Source organism: Williamsia sp. z34 (assembly GCF_059553395.1).
The window spans coordinates 762,694-788,121 of record NZ_JCANWW010000002.1 but is presented as its reverse complement, the minus strand read 5'-3'; the positions used below and the strand labels follow the sequence as shown (position 1 = coordinate 788,121).

22 protein-coding genes and 1 riboswitch are annotated in these 25,428 nt (G+C 66.0%); of the genes, 11 read left to right on the top strand and 11 right to left on the bottom strand.

Translation table 11 applies throughout. The annotated features are described in order from the left end of the window. Window positions 1-39 precede the first annotated feature (39 nt). The 3 genes from AC51GT_RS08025 (at window position 40) to gcvP (ending at window position 4,634) form a co-directional block, all read left to right on the top strand. A complete protein-coding gene (locus AC51GT_RS08025) occupies window positions 40-558 on the top strand; it encodes a bifunctional nuclease family protein (RefSeq protein ID WP_496328397.1) in 519 nt (172 codons plus the stop codon). A 361-nt stretch (window positions 559-919) separates the two neighbouring features. Next, window positions 920-1,498 carry a MerR family transcriptional regulator gene (locus tag AC51GT_RS08020; protein ID WP_496325893.1) on the top strand — a complete coding sequence of 193 codons (579 nt, stop codon included), beginning with the start codon at window positions 920-922 and terminating at the stop codon, window positions 1,496-1,498. 28 nt (window positions 1,499-1,526) lie between these two features. After that, window positions 1,527-1,621: riboswitch (glycine riboswitch) on the top strand. A 196-nt stretch (window positions 1,622-1,817) separates the two neighbouring features. Continuing rightward, on the top strand, window positions 1,818-4,634 hold the full coding sequence (gene gcvP / locus AC51GT_RS08015; RefSeq protein ID WP_496328396.1) for an aminomethyl-transferring glycine dehydrogenase: 2,817 nt from the start codon (window positions 1,818-1,820) through the stop codon (window positions 4,632-4,634). A 29-nt stretch (window positions 4,635-4,663) separates the two neighbouring features. Here gcvP and AC51GT_RS08010 read toward each other — a convergent pair whose 3' ends face one another. The 9 genes from AC51GT_RS08010 to AC51GT_RS07970 form a co-directional block, all read right to left on the bottom strand. Next, complete coding sequence (locus AC51GT_RS08010; protein WP_496325741.1) at window positions 4,664-5,836, bottom strand: substrate-binding domain-containing protein; 1,173 nt, start codon at window positions 5,834-5,836, stop codon at window positions 4,664-4,666. A 175-nt stretch (window positions 5,837-6,011) separates the two neighbouring features. Beyond that, window positions 6,012-8,195, bottom strand: a complete 2,184-nt coding sequence (locus AC51GT_RS08005; RefSeq protein WP_496328395.1) for a malate synthase G — start codon at window positions 8,193-8,195, stop codon at window positions 6,012-6,014. A 101-nt stretch (window positions 8,196-8,296) separates the two neighbouring features. Then, window positions 8,297-9,202 carry a 3-methyladenine DNA glycosylase gene (locus AC51GT_RS08000; RefSeq protein ID WP_496328394.1) on the bottom strand — a complete coding sequence of 302 codons (906 nt, stop codon included), beginning with the start codon at window positions 9,200-9,202 and terminating at the stop codon, window positions 8,297-8,299. Then, window positions 9,199-10,275, bottom strand: a complete 1,077-nt coding sequence (locus tag AC51GT_RS07995) for a hemolysin family protein (protein WP_496325738.1) — start codon at window positions 10,273-10,275, stop codon at window positions 9,199-9,201. Before AC51GT_RS07995 ends, AC51GT_RS08000 begins: the two co-directional genes overlap by 4 nt. Next, window positions 10,268-11,659 (bottom strand): hemolysin family protein, encoded by a 1,392-nt coding sequence (locus AC51GT_RS07990; RefSeq protein ID WP_496325892.1) that lies wholly within the window; start codon window positions 11,657-11,659, stop codon window positions 10,268-10,270. The genes AC51GT_RS07995 and AC51GT_RS07990 overlap by 8 nt, the downstream gene beginning before the upstream one ends. Before the next feature lie 115 nt (window positions 11,660-11,774). Further along, on the bottom strand, window positions 11,775-13,217 hold the full coding sequence (gene guaB1, locus AC51GT_RS07985; RefSeq protein WP_496328393.1) for a GMP reductase: 1,443 nt from the start codon (window positions 13,215-13,217) through the stop codon (window positions 11,775-11,777). Between the two features lie 124 nt (window positions 13,218-13,341). Beyond that, on the bottom strand, window positions 13,342-14,784 hold the full coding sequence (gene gnd / locus AC51GT_RS07980) for an NADP-dependent phosphogluconate dehydrogenase (RefSeq protein WP_496325736.1): 1,443 nt from the start codon (window positions 14,782-14,784) through the stop codon (window positions 13,342-13,344). A 112-nt stretch (window positions 14,785-14,896) separates the two neighbouring features. Then, complete coding sequence (locus AC51GT_RS07975; RefSeq protein ID WP_496325735.1) at window positions 14,897-15,844, bottom strand: M56 family metallopeptidase; 948 nt, start codon at window positions 15,842-15,844, stop codon at window positions 14,897-14,899. Between the two features lie 11 nt (window positions 15,845-15,855). After that, window positions 15,856-16,272: a BlaI/MecI/CopY family transcriptional regulator gene (locus AC51GT_RS07970; RefSeq protein ID WP_496325891.1), complete on the bottom strand. Its 417-nt coding sequence runs from the start codon at window positions 16,270-16,272 to the stop codon at window positions 15,856-15,858. Window positions 16,273-16,590: 318 nt separating this feature from the next. On the opposite strand from AC51GT_RS07970, the gene AC51GT_RS07965 reads away from it, so the two are divergent. The 8 genes from AC51GT_RS07965 (at window position 16,591) to AC51GT_RS07930 (ending at window position 22,923) form a co-directional block, all read left to right on the top strand. Continuing rightward, window positions 16,591-17,022: a PaaI family thioesterase gene (locus AC51GT_RS07965; RefSeq protein WP_496325734.1), complete on the top strand. Its 432-nt coding sequence runs from the start codon at window positions 16,591-16,593 to the stop codon at window positions 17,020-17,022. Window positions 17,023-17,030: 8 nt separating this feature from the next. Beyond that, window positions 17,031-18,296, top strand: coding sequence for a DUF6986 family protein (locus AC51GT_RS07960; protein ID WP_496328392.1), 1,266 nt, complete (start codon window positions 17,031-17,033; stop codon window positions 18,294-18,296). A 153-nt stretch (window positions 18,297-18,449) separates the two neighbouring features. Beyond that, window positions 18,450-18,752: an urease subunit gamma gene (locus AC51GT_RS07955; RefSeq protein ID WP_496328391.1), complete on the top strand. Its 303-nt coding sequence runs from the start codon at window positions 18,450-18,452 to the stop codon at window positions 18,750-18,752. Window positions 18,753-18,760: 8 nt separating this feature from the next. Beyond that, on the top strand, window positions 18,761-19,090 hold the full coding sequence (locus AC51GT_RS07950; protein ID WP_496325890.1) for an urease subunit beta: 330 nt from the start codon (window positions 18,761-18,763) through the stop codon (window positions 19,088-19,090). Next, complete coding sequence (locus tag AC51GT_RS07945; protein ID WP_496328390.1) at window positions 19,090-20,811, top strand: urease subunit alpha; 1,722 nt, start codon at window positions 19,090-19,092, stop codon at window positions 20,809-20,811. Before AC51GT_RS07950 ends, AC51GT_RS07945 begins: the two co-directional genes overlap by 1 nt. After that, on the top strand, window positions 20,811-21,473 hold the full coding sequence (locus AC51GT_RS07940; protein WP_496325730.1) for an urease accessory protein UreF: 663 nt from the start codon (window positions 20,811-20,813) through the stop codon (window positions 21,471-21,473). The genes AC51GT_RS07945 and AC51GT_RS07940 overlap by 1 nt, the downstream gene beginning before the upstream one ends. Window positions 21,474-21,555: 82 nt before the next feature. Further along, window positions 21,556-22,233 (top strand): urease accessory protein UreG, encoded by a 678-nt coding sequence (gene ureG, locus AC51GT_RS07935; RefSeq protein WP_496328389.1) that lies wholly within the window; start codon window positions 21,556-21,558, stop codon window positions 22,231-22,233. 9 nt (window positions 22,234-22,242) lie between these two features. After that, window positions 22,243-22,923, top strand: coding sequence for an urease accessory protein UreD (locus AC51GT_RS07930; RefSeq protein ID WP_496328388.1), 681 nt, complete (start codon window positions 22,243-22,245; stop codon window positions 22,921-22,923). A gap of 2 nt (window positions 22,924-22,925) precedes the next feature. Here the strand turns inward: AC51GT_RS07930 and AC51GT_RS07925 are convergent, their stop codons facing one another. Together AC51GT_RS07925 and AC51GT_RS07920 are read right to left on the bottom strand one after the other, a co-directional pair. Beyond that, entirely contained in the window at window positions 22,926-24,425 is a 1,500-nt protein-coding gene (locus AC51GT_RS07925) for an NAD(P)/FAD-dependent oxidoreductase (protein ID WP_496325727.1), read from the bottom strand. Window positions 24,426-24,565: 140 nt separating this feature from the next. Next, window positions 24,566-25,240, bottom strand: a complete 675-nt coding sequence (locus AC51GT_RS07920; RefSeq protein ID WP_496325726.1) for a GNAT family N-acetyltransferase — start codon at window positions 25,238-25,240, stop codon at window positions 24,566-24,568. Window positions 25,241-25,428: the final 188 nt, after the last annotated feature.

Here is a 25,428-nt window from a genome sequence, read left to right as displayed (position 1 = left end):
TGAACCATTCGCCCACACAAGCTTGGGAGGGCCGACCGCATGAGTGAAATGCGCGTAGTAGGTATCCGGGTGGAACCGCCACAGAGTCAACCGGTGCTGCTGCTACAGGAAACCACCGGTGAACGTTACCTGCCGATCTGGATCGGTCAGAGTGAAGCTGCGTCAATTGCCCTGCGGCAAAAGGGTGTTGAGCCTCCCCGTCCCTTGACCCATGACCTGATCGTCAACCTGATCAGTGCTCTGGGCCACGAACTTCTCGAGGTTCGGATCGTGGACATGCAAGAGGGCACGTTCTACGCCGACCTGGTGTTTGCCGGAGATCTCCGGATCTCCGCCCGGCCGTCGGACTCGGTGGCCATCGCGATCCGCGCCGAGGTACCGATTTTCGCCGAAGAATCGGTGCTCGCCGAAGCCGGCCTGTTGATGCCATCGGACGATCCGGAAGAAGCGGACGACGACGAGCCGGCGGCCGAGGTCAAAGAAGACGAGGTCGAGAAGTTCAAGGAGTTCCTCGACTCGGTGTCGCCGGATGACTTCAAAGCCTCCGGTGGGGCCTGACCCCGGATTGCGGCAACGCACGGATCCGTGCGTCAGGGCTGCATTTGGGTCCGGCGAGTCTGGTCACGGAACGGAAACTGCGGGGTCACAAATCGCCTAAAGCTCAACTTTAGGTTCAGGGTTAGGGCGAGTCGCGTTGATCCCGACCCGCAGCGGTCATACGGTCTTCACATACCCGCGAAAGTTGCGGAGAAGTGATTTTGATCAGTCAGTGCGCGTAAACTTGGCCCGTCGGAGCCGGGAAGCACGCACCGGCGGTCACCGACCAGCACGCGAGGAGAACCCAGTGGGCGATCAGCCACACGACGGTGAGAACGGCGACCGCGGGGCGCAGGATGCGTCCCCCGAGGCAAGCACCACGATCAGCGGCACGAACAAGCCCGGTCAGGGTTCGCTGGCAGACATCGCACCGGGGCTGTTCCCGAACGACACCGTTCCCGACGAGCTGGTCGGCTACCGGGTCCCCAGTGCCTGCCAGATCGCCGGCATCACCTACCGGCAACTCGACTACTGGGCCCGCACATCGCTGGTCGTACCCTCGATTCGTAGCGCCGCCGGGTCCGGGAGTCAGCGGCTCTATTCGTTCAAGGACATCCTCGTCCTGAAGATCGTCAAGCGTCTGCTCGACACCGGCATCTCCCTGCAGAACATCAGGGTTGCCGTCGACCACCTCCGTAAGCGGGGCGTCGAGGATCTCGCCCGCATCACGCTGTTCTCGGACGGCACCACGGTCTACGAGTGCACGTCGGCCGAAGAAGTCGTCGATCTGCTCCAGGGCGGTCAGGGCGTGTTCGGTATCGCCGTCAGCGGTGCGATGCGTGAGCTGACCGGAACCATCGCCGACTTCCCGGCAGAACGCGCCGACGGCGGCGTGACCGAGGCTGCGCCCGAGGACGAATTGGCCTCGCGCCGTAAGAGCCGCGCCCGCCGCACCGGCTAGAACATCTGGCCGTACACTGGGTCTGCGTCGCAGCGACACGGGAGAGAGTCATCCTCGAGATGGCCGCCGAAGGAGCAATACCTCTCCGTCAAACTCTCAGGCATCAAGGACCGTGTCGACGTCGGCGTCTCTGGAGAGTGACGGCAACATCCGTCCGCCCATGGTGAAAGGTCACGCAACGCGTGGCTGAATCTCTCAGGCGTTCTGCGGGCACCAGGCCCGCGGGATAGGACAGAGGGGGAGGACCGGCGTCCGACCACCAGTCGGCATTACCAGTGGTCGGCTCTCGTGGCCGGCCACCGCGGAGGGTCCTATCCCCATGACCGGCACACCTTTCACCGATCGCCACATCGGCCCTGATGCAGGCGAACTCGACCGCATCCTGACACTTGTCGGTGCCACCTCACTCGATGATCTCGCCCGCCAGGTGGTGCCTTCCGGGATCCTCGACACCCCCGAGGACAACGGTCTGGACGCGCTGCCGCCTGCGGTCTCCGAACACGAGATCCTGGCCGAACTCGCCGCGCTCGCCGACGAGAACACCGTCGCCACCTCGATGATCGGCCTCGGCTACTACGACACGCTGACCCCGCCGGTACTGATCCGCAACATCATCGAGAACCCGGCCTGGTACACCGCGTACACGCCGTATCAGCCCGAGATCAGCCAAGGCCGTCTCGAGGCGCTGCTGAACTTCCAGACGATGGTCTCCGACCTGACCGGCATGGAGGTCGCCAACGCGTCCATGCTCGACGAATCGACGGCCGCGGCCGAGGCCATGACACTCCTTCGCCGTGCAGGCAAGAGCAAGTCGCCGCGATTCCTGGTCGACGCCGACCTCTTCCCGCAAACCGCGGCAGTGATCGCCACCCGCGCGCAACCACTCGGTATCGAGGTGGTCACCGCGGATCTGAGCCAGGGTCTGCCCGAGGGCGAGTTCTTCGGTGTCCTGGCCCAGACACCAACCGCTTCAGGACGCGTCGTCGACAGTGCAGCGCTCATCGAGGCGGCCCACGAACGTGGTGCCCTCGTCGCCGTCGGTGCTGATCTGTTGGCGATGACCCTGATCACCCCGCCCGGCGAACTCGGTGCCGACGTCTGTTTCGGTACCACCCAACGCTTCGGTGTGCCGATGGGATTCGGCGGTCCACACGCGGGATACCTTGCGGTGCATGCCAAGCACGCCCGCCAACTTCCCGGTCGTCTTGTCGGGGTCTCGAAGGACGCCGACGGCAACCTCGCCTACCGGTTGTCGTTGCAGACCCGCGAGCAGCACATCCGCCGGGAGAAGGCGACCAGCAACATCTGCACGGCACAGGTCCTGCTGGCGATCCTCGCGGCGATGTATGCCAGCTACCACGGCGCCGACGGGCTCCGGGCGATTGCTCGACGGGTCCACCGACACGCGGAGTCGATCGCTTCGGCGCTCGGCGACAAACTCGTCCACGCCAAGTACTTCGACACTGTGCTGGCGCACGTTCCCGGCCAGGCCGAAGCGGTGGTCGCCGCCGCCGGGGCACGCGGGATCAACCTGCGTCTGGTCGACGCCGATCACGTCTCCGTCGCCTGCGACGAGGCAACCACCGACGAGCACGTGGCAGTCGTCCTGGACGCGTTCGGGATTTCTGCGACTGAACCGGTCTGCGCAGGCGTCGTCGATCGGACCTCGGACTTCCTCACGCACCCGGCGTTCAACCGCTACCGCACGGAAACCGCGATGATGCGTTACCTGCGGACTCTCGCGGACAAGGACATCGCACTGGACCGCAGCATGATCCCGCTGGGGTCGTGCACCATGAAGCTCAACGCGGCCGCCGAGATGGAGGCCATCACCTGGCCGACCATTGCCAGGCTCCATCCGTTTGCACCCGCCGATCAGGTGAAGGGGATGCGCAAGATCATCGCCTCGCTCGAAGAGTGGCTGGTCGCGATCACCGGCTACGACCGGGTCAGTCTGCAACCCAACGCCGGCTCACAGGGTGAATACGCCGGACTGCTCGCGATCCGCAAATACCACCGCAGCCGCGGCGACGATGCCCGCACGGTGTGCCTGATCCCGTCGAGCGCGCACGGCACCAACGCCGCGTCGGCGGTCATGGCCGGCATGCGGGTCGTCGTGGTGGCCTGCCGCGAGAACGGCGACGTCGACGTCGATGACCTGCGCGCCAAGATCGAGGCGAACGCCGCCGAGTTGTCGGCGATCATGATCACCTACCCATCGACCCACGGGGTCTTCGAGCACGAGATCGGTGACATCTGCGCTGCGGTCCACGATGCCGGTGGTCAGGTCTACGTCGACGGTGCCAACCTCAATGCCCTTGTCGGAGTGGCGCGCCCGGGCCGGTTCGGCGGCGACGTCAGCCACCTCAACCTGCACAAGACGTTCTGCATCCCGCACGGCGGCGGTGGTCCGGGTGTCGGACCGATCGGTGTGCGCGAGCACCTCGCACCATTCCTTCCCGGACATCCACTGGCCGACGAACTGCCCGGCGAATTGACGATCTCGGCGGCACCCTACGGATCCGCGTCGATTCTGCCGATCACCTACGCCTACATCCGGCTGATGGGGGCCGAAGGGCTGCGGCAGGCCACCCTCACCGCCATCGCGTCGGCGAACTACATCGCCGCCCGACTGCGCGATCACTACCCTGTGCTCTACACCGGTGCCGGTGACCGGGTTGCGCACGAATGCATCATCGACCTGCGCCCCCTGACCAAGAGCAGCGGTGTCACCGTCGACGACGTCGCAAAACGGTTGGCCGACTACGGCTTCCATGCGCCGACGATGAGCTTCCCGGTGGCGGGCACGCTGATGATCGAACCCACCGAGAGCGAGAATCTCGATGAGATCGACGCGTTCTGCGACGCGATGATCTCGATCCGCGCCGAGATCAGCAAGGTCGAGGACGGGCAATGGTCCGCCGACGACAACCCGCTGCGTGGGGCGCCCCACACCGCTGAATGCCTGGTCGGGGAGTGGGAGCACGGATACGACCGCCTGGTCGCCGTCTATCCGAACGGCCTGCCGTCCGCCGGTGGGCGAGCCAAGGTGTGGCCGAGTGTCCGGCGGATCGACGGCGCATTCGGCGACCGGAACCTGGTGTGCAGCTGCCCTCCGATCGAGGCATTCGCCTGATCGACTCGCTCCGGCGGAGGCCCGGGACGTCAGGTACGACGCGTGAGCGTGTCGGTGATGGCGTTCTGGGCCTCCGCCGGGGGCGGGGGCATCGGCGACGGCGTCTCCGGGAAGTCCACGGCTGCGGTCGGCGGCGGTAGCGCACCGCCGCCGCGGAAGCCCGACTCGGTGATCGTGGAGATGTGCTCGGGTGACTGGACATAACTGATGAAGGCGTCGACCGCATCGCGCTGGGCGACATCGACCTGTTCTCCGGTCAACGTGATCACGGGGAAGTCGGCCATCGGGGTCGGCCCGGTCGGCAGCAACGACACGACGCCCGCGTTGGCTCCGTCTTTGGTGAGCGAGTAGAGCTGTTGCTCGGTGATCGGCACCGCATGGATGGCGCCGGTCGGCGGGTTCGCCTCCTGCGCGATCATCGCCACACCGCTCTCGGAGGTCCCGAGGGCGGTCGGTGGTGCCGCCGATTGCATCGTCTGCAAGGTCGAGGTCACCAGCGAGGAGATCGCGTCCTCAACGGACAGGGCACCCCTCGGGGTGCGGGAGATCTCCATCGCGATGGCCTGCGCGGCGAGTGCGGTGGCATCGGATTGTGGGCCCGTCGGCATCGCCATCTTCAGGGATCCCCAGCCCGGTAACCCGAGCCGCTCCATTGCAGCCGCCGACCGCTGAAGTGTGGGGATCTCGAGCCAGCTGAGGTTGCCGAGCATCGCTTCCCTTGCCGCCTCGGGGATCGCCAGCACCACCGGCGACGTCACCAGGGATGCCGGTGTGCCGTCGACGATCTCGGGTTTGGCGACAGTGAGCTGTGAACTCCACACCGACGACTGCGGGATCCACGCCGCCGGATACCGGCCGCGCGATGCCGGGTCCCAGGTGCCGGTCAAACCCTCGAGGGTGGTCTTGGCATCGGCCGGTCGCACCTCGATGGTGATGCACCAATCCCGATTGATCGGTTTGGTGGCGTTGTATCGGTCCGCGACAGACTTGAGCGGTCCGGACAACCCCGGATCACTGATGACGGCGACGGTGAGGTCACCTTCCACACAGCGTTTCGCGGCCTCCTGGCCCTGCTTGGTGATCCGGTCACCGAGCATCGACCAGAGAACCCCGCCGACCACGAGCACCACGACAAAGGCAACCAGGACGAGAAGGCCTCGGCTGATACCTCTGCTGCCTCCGGCTCTGCGATGATCGCCCACAAACACCTCGATCCACGTAAGACATGACAACCCGGACTCGCGCACTTCCGGACCGGTGAGCGTTCACCGGTCCGGAAGGCGGGAGTTGTCGTTGGGGCAGTCTATGCGCTGTGATGGATTTCGGGCGACAGGTCACACTGTGCTCGCGACCGGCCCCACCGGGGTCAGCCGAGGGTCAGGCGCCCGCAGCCTTGTACTCGCGCCGCCGGCGATGCAGGATCGGCTCGGTGTAGCCGTTGGGCTGCTTGCCACCTTCGAGGATGAGTTCCTTGGCGGCTCCGAACGCGATGTTCGAGGCGAAATCCGGAGCCATCGGCCGGTACGTCGGGTCGCCGGCGTTCTGCTGGTCGACCACCGGTGCCATCCGCTCGAGCGCGGCAACGACATCGGATTCCGAGACGATGCCGTGGTGTAGCCAGTTCGCCAGCAACTGGCTGGAGATCCGCAGGGTGGCGCGGTCCTCCATCAGTGCGATGTCGTGGATGTCGGGCACCTTCGAGCAACCGACGCCGGCATCGATCCAGCGGACGACGTAGCCCAGGATCGACTGGCAGTTGTTGTCGAGCTCTTCGAGCTTTTCCTCGTCCGACCAGTTGGTGTTCGGGGCCAGCGGGATCGTCAGGATGTCATCTACGGAGGCCGGTTCACGCTTGGCCAGCTCGTTCTGACGCTTGAACACGTCGACCTGGTGGTAGTGCAACGCGTGCAGGGTGGCCGCGGTGGGTGAGGGCACCCATGCGGTGTTGGCGCCGGCCTTGGGATGGCCGATCTTCTGCTCGAGCATGTCCGCCATCAGGTCCGGCATCGCCCACATGCCCTTGCCGATCTGCGCCTTGTGCTGCAGACCGGCATGCAGTCCGGTGTCGACATTGAAGTCCTCGTAGGCCTTGATCCACTTCTGCGACTTCATTTCTGCCTTGCGCACGACGGCGCCGGCTTCCATCGAGGTGTGGATCTCATCGCCGGTGCGGTCGAGGAAGCCGGTGTTGATGAAGACCACGCGGTCCTGGGCCGCCTTGATGCAGGCCTTCAGGTTCACCGTGGTGCGACGCTCCTCGTCCATGATGCCGACCTTCAACGTGCCGGCGGGCAGGCCGAGGACCTCTTCGACGCGGCCGAAGAGTTCGACGGTGAACGCGACCTCGTCGGGGCCGTGCATCTTCGGCTTGACGATGTAGATCGACCCGGTCCGCGAGTTCTGCAGTCCGTGGGGCTGCATGCCGTGGATGCCGATGAGTGCGGTGAACAGGGCGTCGAGGATGCCCTCGGGAACCTCGGCGCCGTCGGCGGTGATGATGGCATCGTTGGTCATCAGGTGACCGACGTTGCGAACGAACAACAGTGACCGTCCGTGCAGGAGAAGTCCGGCACCATCGGGCGCGGTGTAGGCACGGTCCTGGTTGAGCACGCGGTTGAACGTCTTGCCGCCCTTGGTGACCTCTTCGGACAGGTCGCCCTTGTTCAGGCCGAGCCAGTTGCGATAACCGGTGACCTTGTCCTCGGCGTCGACCGCCGCAACGGAATCCTCGAAGTCCATGATCGTGGTGATGGCCGACTCGACCAGCACGTCCTTGACACCGGCGGCGTCGGTCGAGCCGATCGGGGACTCGGCGTCGATCTGGATCTCGAGGTGCAGGCCGTTGTGGCGCAGCAGGATGCCGGACGGCTTCGCCGGCTCACCGGTGTATCCGACAAACGCTGCCTGGTCGGCGAATCCGGTGGTCGCACCGCCGGCCAGGCTGACCACGACGGTCTCACCCTCGACCACGTACGAGGTGGCATCCGCGTGCTTGCCGTTCTCCAGCGGAACGGCCTCGTCGAGGAAGTTCTTGGCAAACGCGATGACCTTGTCGCCGCGGACCTTGTTGTACGACGTGCCCTTTTCGGCACCGTCGGTCTCGGGGATGGCATCGGTGCCGTACAGCGCGTCGTAGAGCGAACCCCACCGCGCGTTGGACGCGTTCAGCGCGAACCGGGCGTTGAGGATCGGGACCACGAGCTGGGGTCCGGCGGTCGAGGTGATCTCGATGTCGACGCCGGTGGTGGTGATCTCGAAGTCGGCGGGAACCGGTGTGAGATAACCGATGTCGGTCAGGAATGCCTTGTAGGCGGCGAAGTCGAAGTCGGCCGGGGTGGCCGCCTTGTGGTCACGGTGCCACTGGTCGATCTTGCCCTGGAGGTCGTCGCGGACCGCGAGCAGCTCGGCGTTACGCGGGCTCAGGTCGTTGATCACTGCCGCCGCACCGGACCAGAACGCATCCTGGTCCACCCCGGTACCCGGCAGCGCCTCGTTGTTGATGAAGTCGTACAGAACCGACGCAACCTGCAAGCCGCCGTCGACGGTGACGCGCTGAGCCATTACCGGCCTCACTCTCTTTCGATCAAGGGCACTGATGCCGCATATGTTACTCGTTGGTAGCAATTGGATTGTGATGGGTGACAAACCCTCTGCCCCGCAAGTCAGGTGTGGTTGGGCTGCCTGATCAGGCGGCGGCAACGTTCGAGCAGTTCGGTCCGCAGAAGCTGCGCCCGACCCGCGAGCTCGGACTGCACCCGGACGTATTCCGCCCGTCCCGCCGGTTCCTCGATCGGAATCGGTGCCATACCGAACTCCGACAGGTCGTACGGGCTGGCCCGCATGTCGATCTCACGGTGCTGTAGCGACAGGGCGAACGCGTCGGCGACGATGTCCGACGGGAGCAGAGGTGCCAGTTTGTACGACCACTTGTAGAGGTCCATGCCGGCGTGCAAACAGCCTGGTTGTTCGAACTCGGGCTGTGTATGACGATTTAACACTGTCAGGTTCAGTGGCCGTGCAGGTGGGGTGAAGAACCGGTAGGCGTCGAAGTGTGTGCAGCGTGGGGGCTGCGCCCGGACCACGTCGTCGGTCTGGGCCGGGCTCAGTCGCAGCGGTACACCGGCATGCCGGATCTGTTCCGGCGAAGCCTGATAGACCATCGCCCACTCATGCATGCCGAAGCAGTTCAGACGAGGGGAGCGGTCGGCCGTGGCGGCGAGCAGATCGATGATGTAGGTGATGGTCTCGCGGCGTTTCTCGAGATGGTCGCGGCCGACGGTGACCAGCTCGTCGCTGCGAACGTAACCGGCGTAGTCGAGGTAGCGACGCGCGCCGTCGCCGTGGAGCCCGACCCCGAATCCGGGATGCCAGCGGCGGAGTTGAGCCGGCCGAAAGCTGTAGTAGGTGAACATGAAACCCCACACGGGATGCACCACGTCACCGGCGTCCTCGGTGTACCGGGGTGGATGGCTCCGCAGGAGATCATCGATCCGGTTGCGGTGCTCGGCGGCCGTGGCCTGCCATTGCGACTCGGCCGCCCGGGGGACGACTGCACCCGGGGCAGTCATACCCGGTGCGTTTCGTCGCGCACCGTCCCGACGAACTCCTCGACGAGATCTTCGAGCGCGACCACGGCGACCGTGCGGCCGTTGTCGTCGACCACCGCCGCCAGGTGCGAGCTCGTCCGCCGCATCGCATTGGTGGCCTCGTCGAGGGGGGTCTTGTCGGCCAGGACCGGCAGCGGATGGATCTTGTCCACGCCGATGATGCTGTCGGGACCCACCGACTCGTCGAGGACCTCGTCGAGGACATCTTTCAGATGCAGGTAACCGGTGTACGTGCCGTCGGTGCCCCGGACCGGGTAGCGGCTGAACCCGGTGTCGATGACGGCCTGTTCGATCGAGCCGAGGGTCGGCCCGACGCGGCCGGTTTTCGGGTCCGCGGTGACCTGAACGCTCCGCAACTCGGTGAGCGGGATCGCGACCTCGAGGACGGTGCGGCCCGACGTCTGGAGGGCACGGGTGAGCCGGGTGTGTTCCTCTTCGTCGATCAGACCCTCACGTCGGGACTCGCCGAGCATCTGCGCGAGTTCATTGGCCGAGACCGTGGCGTCGAGTTCGTCCTTCGGCTCGACCCGCATCAGCCGCAGTGACAGGTTGGCCACCCAGTTGTAGAAGGCGATCACCGGCCGGGCGATCTTGATGAACATGAGATGGGCGGGGACCAGGAGCATCGCCGATCGCTCGGGGCCGGCCAGCGCGAGATTCTTCGGCACCATCTCGCCGAGGAGGATGTGCAGGACAACGACCAGCGCGAGCGCCAGCGTGAACGCGATCGGGTGCAGGAGTCCGTGCGGGACATGCACGAGGTCCAGCGGCTTCTCGATCAGGTGTGCGATCGCGGGCTCGCCGACCCGGCCGAGCAGGATGGAACAGATCGTGATGCCCAACTGCGCGGCGGCCAGCATCAGCGAGAGCCGTTCACTGGCTTCGATGACCGTGCGGGCGCGGCGCTTTCCCTGTTCTTCGAGCGCTTCGAGACGGTCACGCCGGGCGGAGATCAACGAGAATTCCGCACCGACGAAGAAGGCGTTGCCTGCCAGCAACAGGACGGTGAGCACGACGCCCCACAGATCACCCATCGGTGGCCTCCCGTTCATCGGATTCCGGTCGCGGGGACACGGCCACGGTGTCGATGCGACGACCGTCCATCCGCACCACGCGGGCCCGCCAATGTTGTTCGGGCTCGTGCTCGGAGGAGTCGTCGTCGGCGTCGGTTCCGGTCGAGCGGTCCGGGAGGTCGATGATGTCGCCTTCACGAGCGATCCGCCCGAGCTCGAACATCAACAGGCCGCCGAGGGTGTCGTATTGGCCTTCGGGAGCGCGGTACCCGATCGCGTCGTGGAGTTCGTCGAGGCGCAGCAGACCGTTGAGGAGGTACCCGTCGCCGTGCTGCTGGACATCTGCCTCTTCGTCGTCGTGTTCGTCGGTGACATCTCCGACGATCTCCTCGATGAGGTCCTCGGTGGTGACGATGCCTGCCGTGCCGCCGTACTCGTCGACGACAACGACGACCTGCAGGCCGTCGGCGCGGATCTGTTCCATCAGCGCGTCGCCGTCGAGGCTCGCCGGGACAACCGAGACCGCCCGGGCAAGTGTGTGTAATTGGGTGGTGCTGCGCTGCGACATGGGCACGGTGAATGCCTGTTTGACGTGGACGACGCCGCTGATGTTGTCGAGATCGCCGCCATCGAGAACCGGGAACCGGGAGTAACCCGTCCGAGACGACGCCAGGATCAGGTCCCGGACCGTGTCATGGATGTCGAGGGTCTCGACGGTGACACGTGGTGTCATCAGGTCCTCGGCGGTGAGCGTGCCGAACTGCAGCGAGCGGTCCACCAGGGCCGCGGTGCCCGGGTCGATCGCACCGTGGCGGGCCGAATTGCGCACCAGAGATCCGAGTTCCTGCGGTGATCGCGCGGAGCGCAACTCCTCCGCGGGCTCGACACCCAATCGTCGGACCAGCCAGTTGGCCGTGCCGTTGAGGGTGTTGATCAGCCATCGGAACGTCGCCGAGAACAGGCTCATCGGTCCGGCGGTCGCTCGGGCGGTGGGCAGCGGCTTCGAGATCGCCAGGTTCTTGGGGATGAGCTCGCCGAGCACCATCGACAGCGACGTCGCGATGACCAGCGCCAGGATCAGCGAGACCGCCACCGCCGCGGCGTCCGGGATCCCGACCAGCTCGAACAGTGGCTCGAAGAGTTGCGCGAGCACCGGCTCGGCGATGTATCCGGTGATCAGGGTGGTGATGGTGATACCGAGCTGAGCGCCCGAGAGCTGGAACGAGAGCGTCTTGTGCGCCCGGCTGACCTGGCGGGAGCGAAGGTCGCCCCTGGTCCGCACGTCGTTCTCGACCGTGGACCGTTCGAGCGCGGTCAGTGAGAACTCGGCTGCGACGAACAGCGCGGTACCCAGGGTGAGAGCGATGAAACCGACCAGGCTGCCGATCAGGATCAGTGCCTGCATCATCGATCACCGCGGTGGGTCACGCATCGAGGTGCCGTGGGCACCAATCCGGCCTCCAAATTCGGGGGATCAGGCGAGTGGAGGTCGCCTGGGATGTCGGGTCGATCTTATCGGGTCACCAGCCCGTGGGCAGCGGGCGACCTTCTGCGAACCCGGCCGGGGATTGGACACCGAGGACCGCTTTCTCGTGTAGTTCCTCGAGTGACCGGGCGCCGATGTAGGTCGCGGTGGACCGGATTCCCGAGCAGATGTGGTCGATCAGGTCCTCGACGCCGGGGCGTTCGGGGTCGAGCGCGATGCGTGAGGTGGAGATCCCTTCGTCGAACAACGCCTTGCGGGCGCGGTCGAAGGAACTGTCGTCCGCGGTGCGCGCGGCCACCGCGCGCTTCGATGCCATCCCGAAGCTCTCCTTGTACGGCCGGCCGGCCGGATCCCACCGCAATTCGCCGGGACTCTCGTGGGTTCCGGCGAACCACGATCCGACCATCACGTTCGATGCCCCGGCGGCCACGGCCAGCGCCACATCACGCGGATGTCGAACGCCGCCGTCTGCCCAGACATGGGAGCCCGATTCACGGGCGGCAGTCGCGCATTCGGCCACCGCCGAGAACTGCGGCCGGCCGACACCGGTCATCATCCGGGTGGTGCACATCGCGCCGGGTCCGACCCCGACCTTGACGATGTCCGCCCCGGCCGAGATCAGGTCCCGCGTTCCCTGCGCCGTCACCACATTGCCTGCGCAGATCGGCACGCCGAGGTTGGCGTCCGCGACCTGTTCGAGGACCGCGAGCATCTTTTCCTGATGTCCGTGTGCGGTGTCGACGACGATGAGGTCGGCGCCTGCCTGCACCAGCGCGATCGCCTTGCCGCGGGCGTCACCGTTGACGCCGACCGCAGCGGCGACCCGCAGGCGGCCGTTGGCGTCGAGGTTGGGCTGGTAGATGCCGGCCCGGACGGCCCCGACGCGGGTCAGGACACCCGCCAGGGACCCGTCGGCCTCGGTGAGGATCACCAGGTCGGAATGGGTGGCATCGAGTAGCTCGAACAGCTTTCGGGGAGGCGTTCCCACCGGCGCCGACACGAAGTCGGGGTCGAGGACGTCGGTCAGGCGGGCGAACCGGTCGACGTCGCCGCACGATGCCTCGGTGACCACGCCGATCGGAGTCGCGGCATCGGAGCCGAGGACGACCACGGCTCCGTGTGCCCGTTTGGGCAGCAGTGCCACCGCATCGGAGACAGCGGCGTCGGCGCCGAGGACGACCGGTGTGTCCGCGACGAGGTGGCGTCCTTTGACAAACGAGATCATGTCGGCGGCCGCGGGGATGGGCAGATCCTGCGGCAACACCACCAGCCCGCCGCGCCGGGCCACGGTTTCGGCCATCCGGCGTCCGGCGACAGCCGTCATGTTGGCGACCACCAGCGGAATGGTGGTGCCGGAACCGTCGACGGAGGAGAGATCGACGTCGAATCGGGACGCGACGTCGGAACGACCGGGCACCACGAAAACATCGTCGTACGTCAGGTCGTGGCCCGGGAGATGATCATCGAGGAATCGCACGATTGCCGATGCTACGCAAGATGAACGGCCACCACCGCAAACGAGCCACCTATACGAAGACGAGCCACAAATTTGTGGCTCGTCTTCGTGTTTCTGGCTCGTTTGCGGTGCGAGCTAGGTCGGGTCAGGCCTGGATCTCGGTGCGGCCTTCGCTCCAGAGGGTGTGGAATGCACCTTCTTTGTCGACCCGCTGGTAGGTGTGTGCGCCGAAGAAGTCGCGCAGTCCCTGGGTCAGGGCGGCCGGCAGACGCTCGGCACGCAGTGCGTCGTAGTACGACAGCGACGAGGAGAAGGCCGGAACCGGGATGCCCATGGTCGTCGCGGTGGCAACCACCTCGCGCCAGCTGTCGACGGCGTTCTCGACCGCTTCACGGAAGTACGGTGCCAGCAGCAGGCTCGGGAGTTCGGGGTTCTCGGCGTAGGCCTCGCGGATGCGGTTGAGGAACTTCGCCCGGATGATGCAGCCGCCGCGCCAGATGGTGGCGAGGTCGCCGGGGTGGACGTCCCAGCCGTATTCATTGCTGCCTGCGGCGATCTGATCGAAGCCCTGCGCGTAGGCGACAACCTTCGACGCGTAGAGCGCCTTGTTGATCGCGTCGACGAACTTCTTCTTGTCGGTGGGGGCGGCCGAGAGGGTGCCCGACGCCAGGCCCTGGGCCTGCTTGCGCTGGGCGGTGGCGCTCGACAGCGCGCGGGCGAAGACGGCCTCGGCGATGCCGGTGGTCGGGATGCCGAGGTCGAGTGCGGATTTCACGGTCCAGCGGCCGGTGCCCTTCTGTCCGGCGGCGTCGACGATGACATCGACAAGCGGTTTGCCGGTCTCGGCGTCGACCTGGCTGAGCACCTCTGCGGTGATCTCGACGAGGTAGCTGTCGAGGTCGCCGGAGTTCCATTCACGGAACACATCGGCGATTTCACTGACCGGCATGTCGAGTGCCTTGCGCATGAGGTCGTAAGCCTCACCGATGAGCTGCATGTCGGCGTATTCGATGCCGTTGTGGACCATCTTGACGAAGTGGCCGGACCCGTCCGGGCCGATGTGGGTACAGCAGGGCTCGCCGTCGACGTGCGCGGAGATGGACTCGAGGAGCGGTCCGAGCGACTTGTACGACTCGACGGGCCCGCCGGGCATGATCGACGGGCCGTTGAGCGCGCCTTCCTCACCACCCGAGATGCCGGCACCGACGAAGTTCAGGCCGCGTGCGGACATGGCGGCCTCGCGGCGGATCGTGTCGGTGTAGAGCGAGTTGCCACCATCGATGATGATGTCGCCCTCTTCCATCAGACCCGCGAGTTCTTCGATCACGGCGTCGGTGGGGTCGCCGGCCTTGACCATGATCAGCACGCGTCGCGGCTTCTGGAGCGCGCCGACGAACTCCGCCATCGTCTCGGTGCGGACGAAATCACCCTCGTTGCCGTATTTCTCGACGAGCGCATCGGTTTTGGCGATGCTGCGGTTGTGTAGAGCCACGGTGTGACCGTGACGGGCGAAGTTGCGAGCGATGTTGGAACCCATCACCGCAAGGCCGGTGACCCCGATCTGGGCGCGAGCAGCTGAATCAGTCATTGCTACACCATATGACGTAGGAAACGATGGCGAAGGTCTGAGGTACCGGCAGCGCGATCGACGAGACCCGCCTCAACCCCGTTCCCGCCGCGCACGGGACGGTTTGTGGGCGTCAGGAGTCGATGAGCCGGCGTAACTCGTTCAGCCAGGGGATCGCGACGGCCAGGGTCGGCAGGACGAGGATCGCGGCCGCCACGACGTACGCGACGGCCGAGATCAGCATTGTCGGGCGGGTGTCCGACAGACGTTTGACCCGGGCGAGTGTGGTCGGACCGCCGATCGCCATGGCGCCGCGGGGTGCGACCGAATCCGCGCAGGCGACCAGGGCCCGCCCGAGTTGTTTGCGCCCGGCGGTGCGGATGGCGGTGTCGTCGGCGAGCAGTTCGACCAGCAGTTGTACGGCACCGAGCGCCGACCGGCTGCGGACGAAACGCGGGAATGCGTCGTGGACGGCGATGAACGCCTCGAGGATCAGGTCGTGGCGGGCGCGTAGATGCGCGCGTTCGTGACTGATCACGGCCTCGAGTTCGTCGCGGGTCAGACGGGCGACAGTGCCTTCACTGAGGACCACCCGCTGCCGGATACCGGGCAGGCAGTAGGCCATCGGCTGATCGACCTCGAGCATGCGGACGTCGCGAGCGCTCAGCGGGCTGTCGGGCGCCGAGCGATCCATCCGGTCGAGCAGATCGATCAGCTGGCGGTGAGCGGACCGACGGGCGCGGGTGCGCAGGGCGACGCGAATGATGCTGTAGATCAGGCGGGCACCGACCAGGAGCGTGAGGAGGAAAACCGCGACATAGAGGGTCCAGGGAACGATGCCCAGACTGGCCATTTCGTCGAGCGGGTTGGCGATCGGACGACCCTGCTCATCGAGGGTCAACATGTTGGACGCGATGGCCAGGCCACAACTGAATGCCGACAGGACTGCTGCGAGCGCTATGGATTGCCACAGTGCCATGGCGGCGCGCGGTGCGCGAAGAGGCCACCGGGCGGCGGCGAGCCAGCTCGGGGCCGGCCACACCAGGATCACAGCGACGATCCCGAACACAAGCGCGTTCACAACAGGGCGTCCTACTGGTCGGTCATGCGGTGGGGCTCGCGGTCGGATTCACGTGCCGATTCCAATTCGTCGAGTGCGCGTCGTAATGCATCTGCCTCGTCTGCGCCGACTCGTCCCACAAACGATACAAGCGCGGCCTGACGTGAACCTGCTTCGTCGGCTTCACTGAGCGCGTCGACCATCAGGCTGGCGACCAGGTGCTCCCGCGGATGCGTCGCCGAGTAGCGGTGCGCACGATCGTCTCGGAGTTGAGTGACCAGATGCTTCTTTGCCAGACGTTGCAGCACAGTCATCACGGTGGTGTAGGCCAGTTCACGGTCGGCGGAGAGCGCCGCATGCACCTGACGCACCGTTTGTGGTTCGTCCGACGACCACAAGTTGTCCATGATGACTCTCTCGAGTTCACCCAAACCGTTCATTCTTCTCACTTTACTTTTCTTCTCATCAATCAGCTCAACGCCCATCTGCATAATTTTTCTCCCGAGACGCTTGACACGTTGGTAAGGCTAGCCTACATTCTTATTTACGAGGACCGCGCGAGCGTCCTGAGGGCTGCAGAGACCCCCGGTCCACGCCACAGCAGGCCCCACCGACAAGGTGGGGCCTGCTGTGTTTTCGGGACACGACCGAAGGTCGCCGAAGAGCGCCGCGCAACCCTGGCGAGACGTCGATCACCGAACTTTGACAAACTTGGGACGCATCGCTGCGTCCTCGAAGCGCGGCCCGTCGTAGAGGAGATCTGTTCCGTGACAGATACAACCGATCCCAGCACGTTCGATCCGACCGACTGGACGGCCCGGGGGTTCGACGCCGAACTGGGACTGAAGTACCTCGAGGCGACCGCAGAAGGTGTGTCGGCGCAATTCACGATCACCGACAAGTTGCTGCAGCCGTTCGGGATCGTCCACGGCGGTGTCTACTGCTCGGTGATCGAATCGGTCGCGAGCATGTCGGGGCAGGTGTGGCTGAACGCGAACGTCTCGAAGCAGGGCCACGTGGTGGGCGTGAACAACAGCACGGACTTCTTGCGGGCGGTGACAACCGGCGCGATGACCGCGAGGTCGAAGCCCATCCACCGGGGTCGACGTCAGCAGCTGTGGGAGGTCGACATCGCCGATGAGAACGGAAAGCTGATCGCACAGGGGCGGGTCCGGCTCCAGAACATCGTCGAAGGCTGAGGAAACCCATGACCGAGGCGAGTCGGCCGACCCACATCGGGATGTCGCAACCGGCACGGGAACGGATCGATGCGGTGCTCACCGCCGTCGATGCCGAACTGGATCGTGATTTTGCCGGTGACCGCCTCCTGAAGCAGCAGCCCGCACACACCGTCTACATCGGTGCCGGCGACGTGGACATCGACACCCCGGCGGCCTGGGGCAACGAGGCCCTGCGGATCGCCGATGGTGCACCGCGGGCCCTCGCCGCCCTGGATGAACACGGCGTCATGCCACTCGTGCGTGAGCGCCTGGCGACCCGGCCGATCGAGGATCTGCGAATCGACCTCGAGGACGGGTACGGGTGGCGGCCCGACGAGGTCGAGGACCGCCACGCCCGCGCGGCAGGCCACACCCTCGCCCGCTGGGCTGCGGCTGCCGGCGACGACGTCGCGCCGCGCGTCTTCGGTGTCCGGTGCAAAGGTCTGGGGTCTGCCGAGCGGCCCCGTGGACTCCGGTCACTGGAGCTGGTCCTGGACGGCGCCGGGGGAGTTCCGTCCGGTTTCGTCTTCACCGTGCCGAAGTTGCGCCACGCGGTGCAGGTCGACGCGGTGGTCATGATCTGTGAGGAACTCGAACGGGCGCACGGGCTGCCGACCGGGGTGCTGCGTTTCGAACTGCAGATCGAGAGCCCGCAGGCGGTCCTGGGGGCCGACGGTCGGGCGACCGTGGCGGACGCAGTGCATCGCGGTGGTGAGCGGCTGACCGGATTGCATTACGGCACTTACGACTACAGCGCGGCGTGCGGAATCGTCTCGGCACAGCAATCGCTGGAACATCCCGTCGCTGACCATGCCAAGGCGGTCATGCTGGTGGCCGCCGCGCAGACCGGCGTGTGGGTCTCGGACGGCTCGACCCAGATCGCGCCGGTGGGGACACCGGAGGTGGTCGACGCCGCGCTGCGCAGGCATCACCGGCTCGTGACCCGGGGGCTGGAGCGCGGCATCTATCAGGGCTGGGACATGCACCCCGGCCACCTGGTGACGCGTTGGCTCGCGGTGTTCGCGTTCTTCCGCCAGGCCATGCCACCCGCAGCGACAAGGTTGCAGGCGTACTTCGACCGGCAGAGTTCGGAGTTCATCGACGAACCGGCAACCGCGCAGTCGCTGGCGCTGGTGATCCTGCGCGGACTCGCAGCGGGTGCCTTCACCGAGGCCGACGTCCTCGGGGTTGCCCCGCGTTGTTCCGCCGAGGCGCTGGCGGAACTGCGTCGCAGCGGTGGCGTGCTGCGCTGACCGAAGGACCACGGCCGGTTGCACTCGTCGCCAGCGGGTGACCGACCCCCCCGATATGCGTGGGCGGAAAAGCTCGACGCGCCGCCCAAAGGTCTGCGTGGCAGTATGTGTCGGACATACTTGTCCGTCGGCTGTGCCATCGAGGAGGAAACCGTGCGTCTGTCGCCGCATGAACAAGAGCGACTGATGATCTCGTACGCGGCCGAACTGGCCCGCCGCCGACAGGGCCGCGGTCTGCTGCTCAATCACCCCGAGTCGGTTGCGGTCATCACCGATCACATCCTCGAGGGTGCACGCGACGGTCGATCGGTTGCGGAGTTGATGTCGTCGGGGCGTGAGGTCCTGACCCGGGCCCAGGTCATGGACGGCGTCCCCGAGATGTTGCATGACGTCCAGGTGGAGGCCACATTCCCGGACGGCACCAAACTCGTCACCGTGCACAATCCGATTTCGTGACAGGACCGATGATGGCTGAGCAGAACCTGATCCCAGGTGAAATACTCTGTGCCCCAGGCGAGATAATCCTCAATGAGGGCGCGGACGTCCTCGAGGTCATGGTGGTCAACAGTGGTGACCGGCCGGTGCAGGTCGGTAGTCACGTGCATTTTGTGCAATCCAATGCCGCGCTGGACTTCGATCGCGACCTCGCGTTCGGCCGTCGGCTGAACATTCCGGCCGGCACCGCGGTGCGGTTCGAGCCGGGCCTGTCGGCGACGGTGGAGCTGGTCCCGATCGCCGGAACGCGTGAAGTCCATGGAATCTCGTCGAACCCGCCAGGAAGGCTGGACGCCTGATGGCATCGCTGAGTCGTGAACGCTACGCCGAGCTGTACGGCCCCACGGTCGGGGACCGGATCAGGCTGGCCGACACCAACTTGCTGATCGAGGTCACCGAGGACCGCTGCGGTGGTCCCGGACGCGCGGGTGAAGAAGCGGTCTTCGGTGGCGGCAAGGTCATCCGGGAGTCGATGGGGCAGGGACGCGCGACGCGTGCCGATGGTGCCCCCGACACGGTGATCACCGGTGTGGTCGTTCTCGATCACTGGGGAATCATCAAGGCGGACCTGGGGATTCGTGACGGGCGGATCGTTGCCCTCGGCAAGGCCGGTAACCCGGACACGATGGACGGCGTACACCCCGATCTCGTGATCGGCCCGTCGACCGAGATCATTGCGGGCAACGGCAAGATCATCACCGCCGGCGGTATCGACTGCCACGTGCACTTCATCTGCCCGCAGATCATGGACGAGGCGCTCGGCAACGGCATCACCACGTTGATCGGTGGTGGCACCGGGCCGGCGGAGGGCAGCAAGGCGACGACGGTCACGCCGGGTGCCTGGCACCTGGCCTCAATGCTGTCGGCGACCGACCACTGGCCGCTGAACATCGTGCTGCTCGGCAAGGGCAACACGGTCAGTCTCGAGTCGATGCGCGAGCAATTGCGGGCCGGCGCTTCGGGTTTCAAACTTCATGAGGACTGGGGTAGTACTCCGGCGGCGATCGATGCCTGCCTGCGGATCGCCGATGAATCCGGTGTCCAGGTGGCGCTGCACTCCGACACCCTCAACGAGGCCGGATTCGTCGAGGAAACCCTGGCGGCGATCGCCGGGCGCGGGATCCACGCCTATCACACCGAAGGTGCCGGTGGCGGGCATGCGCCGGACATCATCACGGTGGCGTCCTACGCGAATGTCCTGCCCAGCTCCACCAACCCGACCCGGCCGCACACGATCAACACGCTCGATGAGCACCTCGACATGCTGATGGTCTGTCACCACCTCAATCCCAGTGTCCCCGAAGATCTTGCGTTCGCGGAGAGCCGAATCCGGCCCTCGACCATCGCCGCCGAAGATCTGCTGCACGACATGGGTGCGATCTCGATGATCGGCTCCGACGCGCAGGCGATGGGCCGTATCGGTGAGGTGGTCCTGCGGACCTGGCAGAGCGCGCATGTCATGAAGGCGCGGCGCGGCTCGTTGGCCGGAGACGGGGCGGCCGATAACCAGCGGGTCCAGAGGTACGTCGCGAAATACACGATCTGCCCGGCCATCGCACACGGTCTGGACGACGAGATCGGTTCGGTCGAGGTCGGGAAGCTCGCCGATCTGGTCTTGTGGGAACCGGCGTTCTTCGGCGTCCGGCCGCATGCGGTGATCAAGGGCGGCGCGATCGCGTGGGCGGCCATGGGTGATGCCAACGCGTCGATCCCGACCCCGCAGCCGGTGTTGCCCAGGGCCATGTTCGGCGCGGCTGCAAAGGTGGCGGCGGCCACATCGCTGAGTTTTGTTGCGCCGCAGGCGATCGAGGACGGACTTCCCGAGAGGTTGGGCCTCGATCGGCGGCTGGTACCGGTGAAGAACGTGCGGCACATCGGGAAAGCCGATATGCCCGGAAACAGTGCCCAGCCGGAGATCCGTGTCGACCCCGACACGTTCACCGTCACCATTGACGGTGATGTCTGGGATCAGCAGCCCGCCGGCGTACTGCCGATGGCGCAGCGATATTTCATGTTCTGATGAGCTCACCTGAAAGTCATTCGGCCACCAGGCATCTGGGTATGCTGTTGAACCTTGCCGACTCGCGACTGCCGGTGGGTGGGCACGTGCACTCCGGTGGCCTCGAGGAGGCGATCAGTTCGGGTGCGGTCCGCGACCTCGACACCCTGCGCGATTTCCTGGTGCGCCGGGTCGGTACCGCGGGTCTGGTTGCGGCATCGATCACCGCAGCGGTGGTCGCGGGCACGATCGACGTGGCCCGTGCGGAGGTGGAGACCGACGCGCGGACGCCGTCGGCCGCGGCCCGGCGGGCCTCACGAGCGCAGGGACGTGGCATGCTGCGCCTTGGTAAAAAGATCTGGCCCCAACATGATTGGGGGGTCCACCCCGCGCGTCCGCATCTGCCGGTGGTGACCGGTCAGGTGGCGCGAGCGGCCGGCTTGAACCCGCACGAGAGTGCGATGGTGCTCATCTACACGACCATGACCGGATCCGCGACAGCTGGTCAGCGGTTGCTGGCGCTCGATCCCGGCGACGTCGCCCTGTTGAGTGTGCAGTTGACCGATTTGTGTGAGCAGACGGCGGCCGAGGCGGCTCAGGGGCTGGCGGACCTGTCCGATCCCCTCCTTGATGTACTTGCGCAGCGGCACGAACTGCGACCGATGCCGCTGTTCGCCTCATGACCACCCATCCGTGCCGCAGCGGGCCACCCAGCAGACCATCCAGCGGACCATCCACCACTCGACAAACACAGGGAGACAGCTCTTGCCACCGCATCTGATCGACGGAGCCCAGCATACGCACGACCATGCCCGGCCGAAACGGGATCGGGTGCCGGGGGAGGCGCTGCGCATCGGCATCGGCGGCCCCGTCGGCTCCGGTAAGACCGCGCTGGTCGCCGCGCTGTGCCGGCAACTGCGCGATGAGTTGTCGCTGGCCGTGTTGACCAACGACATCTACACCACCGAGGACGCCGACTTCCTGCGGCGCAACGCCGTGCTGCCGGACGAGCGGATCACCGCGGTGCAGACCGGCGGCTGCCCGCACACCGCCATCCGCGACGACATCACCGCGAACCTCGACGCCATCGACGATTTGGTCGAGGCCAACCCACCCCTCGATCTCATCCTCGTCGAATCCGGTGGCGACAACCTCACGGCGACATTCTCGACGGGCCTGATCGACGCCCAGATCTTTGTCGTGGACGTGGCCGGCGGTGACAAGGTGCCGCGCAAGGGCGGCCCGGGCGTGACGTTCTCCGATCTGCTGGTCGTCAACAAGACCGATCTCGCCCCGATGGTCGGCGCAAACCTCCAGGTGATGCGCGATGACGCCGAACGGGTTCGGGAAGGCCGGCCGACCGTGCTGATCTCGCTGACCGACGATCCGGCCGCGACCGATGTCCTGCGCTGGGTCCGGGAGCAGTTGGCTGCGGCCGTCTGACCGTCGTCGATGCATACCGAGGTATTTCTCGAGACGTCGAAAGGGCGATCTCCGCGTATCCGTGCCTGCGGTGGCCTGGCCGCACGCCAGACCGGGGTCGACGTGTTGCACCTGATCTCGACAGCAGCCACACCGCTCGGCGGTGACACCATCGACATCCATGTGGATGTCGGGCCCGGCTCTCACCTGACGTTGTTCAGCGTCGCCGCGACGCTGGCGTTGCCGAGCCGCGGTGAGCCCCGATCGCAACTGAACTGGCATGTCACCGTTGCCGACGGCGCCCGGCTGGTGATCGATCCGCTGCCGACGATCGTCGCCGCGCATGCCGTCCACCACAGCGATACCGCGGTCTCGGTCGCCGGGTCGGGGACTGTGCGCATCTGCGAGCGCGTGCAGATCGGCAGGTCCGGTGAGGACGACGGCGCGTGGTCCGGCCGGTTGCGTGCCGATATCGACGGCACCGCGGCCGTTCGGCACCGGCTTCGCCTCGGCAAGGCCGACCATGACCGGCTGGGGTCGCCGACCGTACTGATCAGCGAATTCTGCTACCCGGATGAGCGAGCCGACATGGTCCATCCCGCCGCCGCGGCCGCCCGTCTGGGACTGGCGGCCGGCGGCAGTCTGACCACCGTGCTCGCCGACACGATGCCCGTCGCGGAGCGTCTGGCCGGCGAGCTGGCGGCGGGCTGACGCTAGCTGGCCGCGGGCTTCGCCTCGCCGTCGGAGGCGCCCGAGGTCTTGGTGTCATTCACCAGTTTGTCGGTGGCGGGCACCGGGTCGGACAGGATCGGCTTGCTGTTGGGCGGCCCCGCGACATCGTCGGTCGCGTTCTGGGCTTTTTCGAGCTGGGCCAGCCGGTCGAGCGCGTTGCGGGCGAGTGTCTGCTGCTCGGTGATGGTGAGCTGCGACCGGCCCCGCGTCATGAAGGCGAACGACCAGTCGACGATTGTGTTCAGGCGGCTACGGAATCCGACGATGTACACCAGGTGCAGCAGCAGCCAGCCGAGCCAGGCGAAGAAACCCTCGGTCTCGATGTTCTTCTTGAGTCCTGGTACCGGGACGGATGCGACGGCACTGAACTTCGAGATCGTGGCCATCGATCCCTTGTCCCAGTACTTGAACGGTTCGCGTTCTTCGGGCGTCTTGCCTGCGAGCCCGGCCTTGATGGCGTCGGCGGCGTACTTGCCGCCCTGGATGGCGCCCTGCGCCATGCCCGGAACGTCTTCGACCGACATCATGTCGCCGACGACGAAGACGTTCGGGTTGCCCGGAATCGAGAGGTCGGGCAGCACCTTGACGCGGCCCGCGCGGTCGAGTTCGACACCACTCTGCTCGGCAAGCTGCTTGCCGAGCGGGCTGGCCGAGACACCGGCCGACCACACCTTGCACTGCGATTCGATGCGTCGGGTGGTGCCGTCTTTCTCTTTGACCAGCAAACCGTCGTAGTCGAGGTCGACGACCATCGCGTTGAGCTGGATTTCCACACCCATGCTCTCCAGGCGTTTGGCGGCCTTGTTGCCCAGATTGGCGCCCATCGGCGGGAGGACGGCCGGCGCCGCGTCGAGCAGGATCACCCGGGATTCGGTGGGGTCGATGTTGCGGAAGGCGCCCTTGAGGGTCTTGTTGCTCATCTCGGAGATCTGCCCGGCCAGTTCGACTCCGGTCGGCCCGGCACCGATGACGACGAAGGTCAGCAGGCGGGAGCGTTCTTCGTGATCTTCGGACAATTCGGCCTGCTCGAACGCGCCCAGGATGCGACCGCGCAGTTCGAGGGCGTCGTCGATGGTCTTCATGCCCGGCGCGAACTGCGAGAAGTGATCGTTGCCGAAGTAGGACTGATCGGCGCCGGCCGCGATGATCAGGCTGTCGAACGGGGTCTCCGTGATGCGTTCGAGAAGGCGTGAGGTCACGATCTTCTTCTCGAGGTCGATCGTCTCCACGTTGCCCATCAGCACCTTCGCGTTCGCCTGTTTGCGCAGGATGACGCGGGTCGCGGGGGCGATCTCACCTTCGGAGATGATGCCGGTCGCGACCTGATAGAGCATCGGCTGGAAAAGGTGGTGGGTGGTGCGCGCGATCAAGGTGACGTCGACATCGGCCTTCTTGAGGTGCTGGGTCGAGAACAGCCCACCGAAGCCGGATCCGATGACCACCACCTTGTGCCGGCTCGAAATTGCAGTCTCCTTGCTCATGACCATCTCCTGTCAGTTGGCGAATTGCGGCCGGGATCTCTGGGGAGTGGTGGGATCCGCACCCTGCCTACGGTAGTTGGTGGCAAGTGTTTGGTCGCGTCAAGGTGCACCCGATTGCTACCTCGGGCGAAGACAGTGGGTCAGGCGATCAGATGGGTGATGGTGCGCGGTGCCCGTGCCCATGGGAAATTGTTGGATTCCCAATCGGTACGGAGAATCTCGTATTCGACCTCGCCGCGTTCGGATCCGGCGATCGAGGTGTCGGCGCAGTCGTGCAGACGGGTCAGGCGCAGGCCACAGTTCTCCATCACGCGTCGAGACGCGGTGTTGACCGCCATCGTGCCCGCGAAGAGTCGACGAACCTTGACGTCGTCAAAGGCCTGGTGGACGAGTGCGCGGGCGCCTTCGGTGGCCAGCCCCTTGCCCCACCTGCTCCGGCGGAGGCGGTAGCTGAGCTCGAACTCGGACTCGGATGAGTGGCGCGGTGCGCGGATGGAGAACCATCCGATGAAACTGTCGACGGGTTCGGGGTGACCCACCGAGCGCGCGGCCACCAGGTCGAGTCGGTCGAGGGCGACCCACAGTCCGGCACCGTTGCGATGTGTCGCCTCAGCCACCGCGCGGGGGATCGTCCATTCCTCGATCACCTCGCGCGGGGTCGGCGTACCGCCGGTCACGTACCGCATCACCGCGGGATCGCGGTCGAGTTCCACGAGCTGGTCGGTGTCGCGGTGCGACACCGGCCGCAAGAGCAGGCGGTCGGTCTCGATGATCAACAATCTCCCCGTTTCGAAAGCGCGCTTGCGTGGCACCATACATTCTCCGAGGCCGTTGGTGGGAGGCAATGGGTGGACGGTGTCGGACCGATGTCTGATTGCGTCCCGGGGGGTCGGCAATGTCCCCTCACCTGGGCTGACTGTGCTCCCGTCCCGCAGATTTCGCCGTCGTTTCGGTGGGCGGGGTTCGGAACCGGATGTGTCCGGACTCACCGCCCACCTGTGCC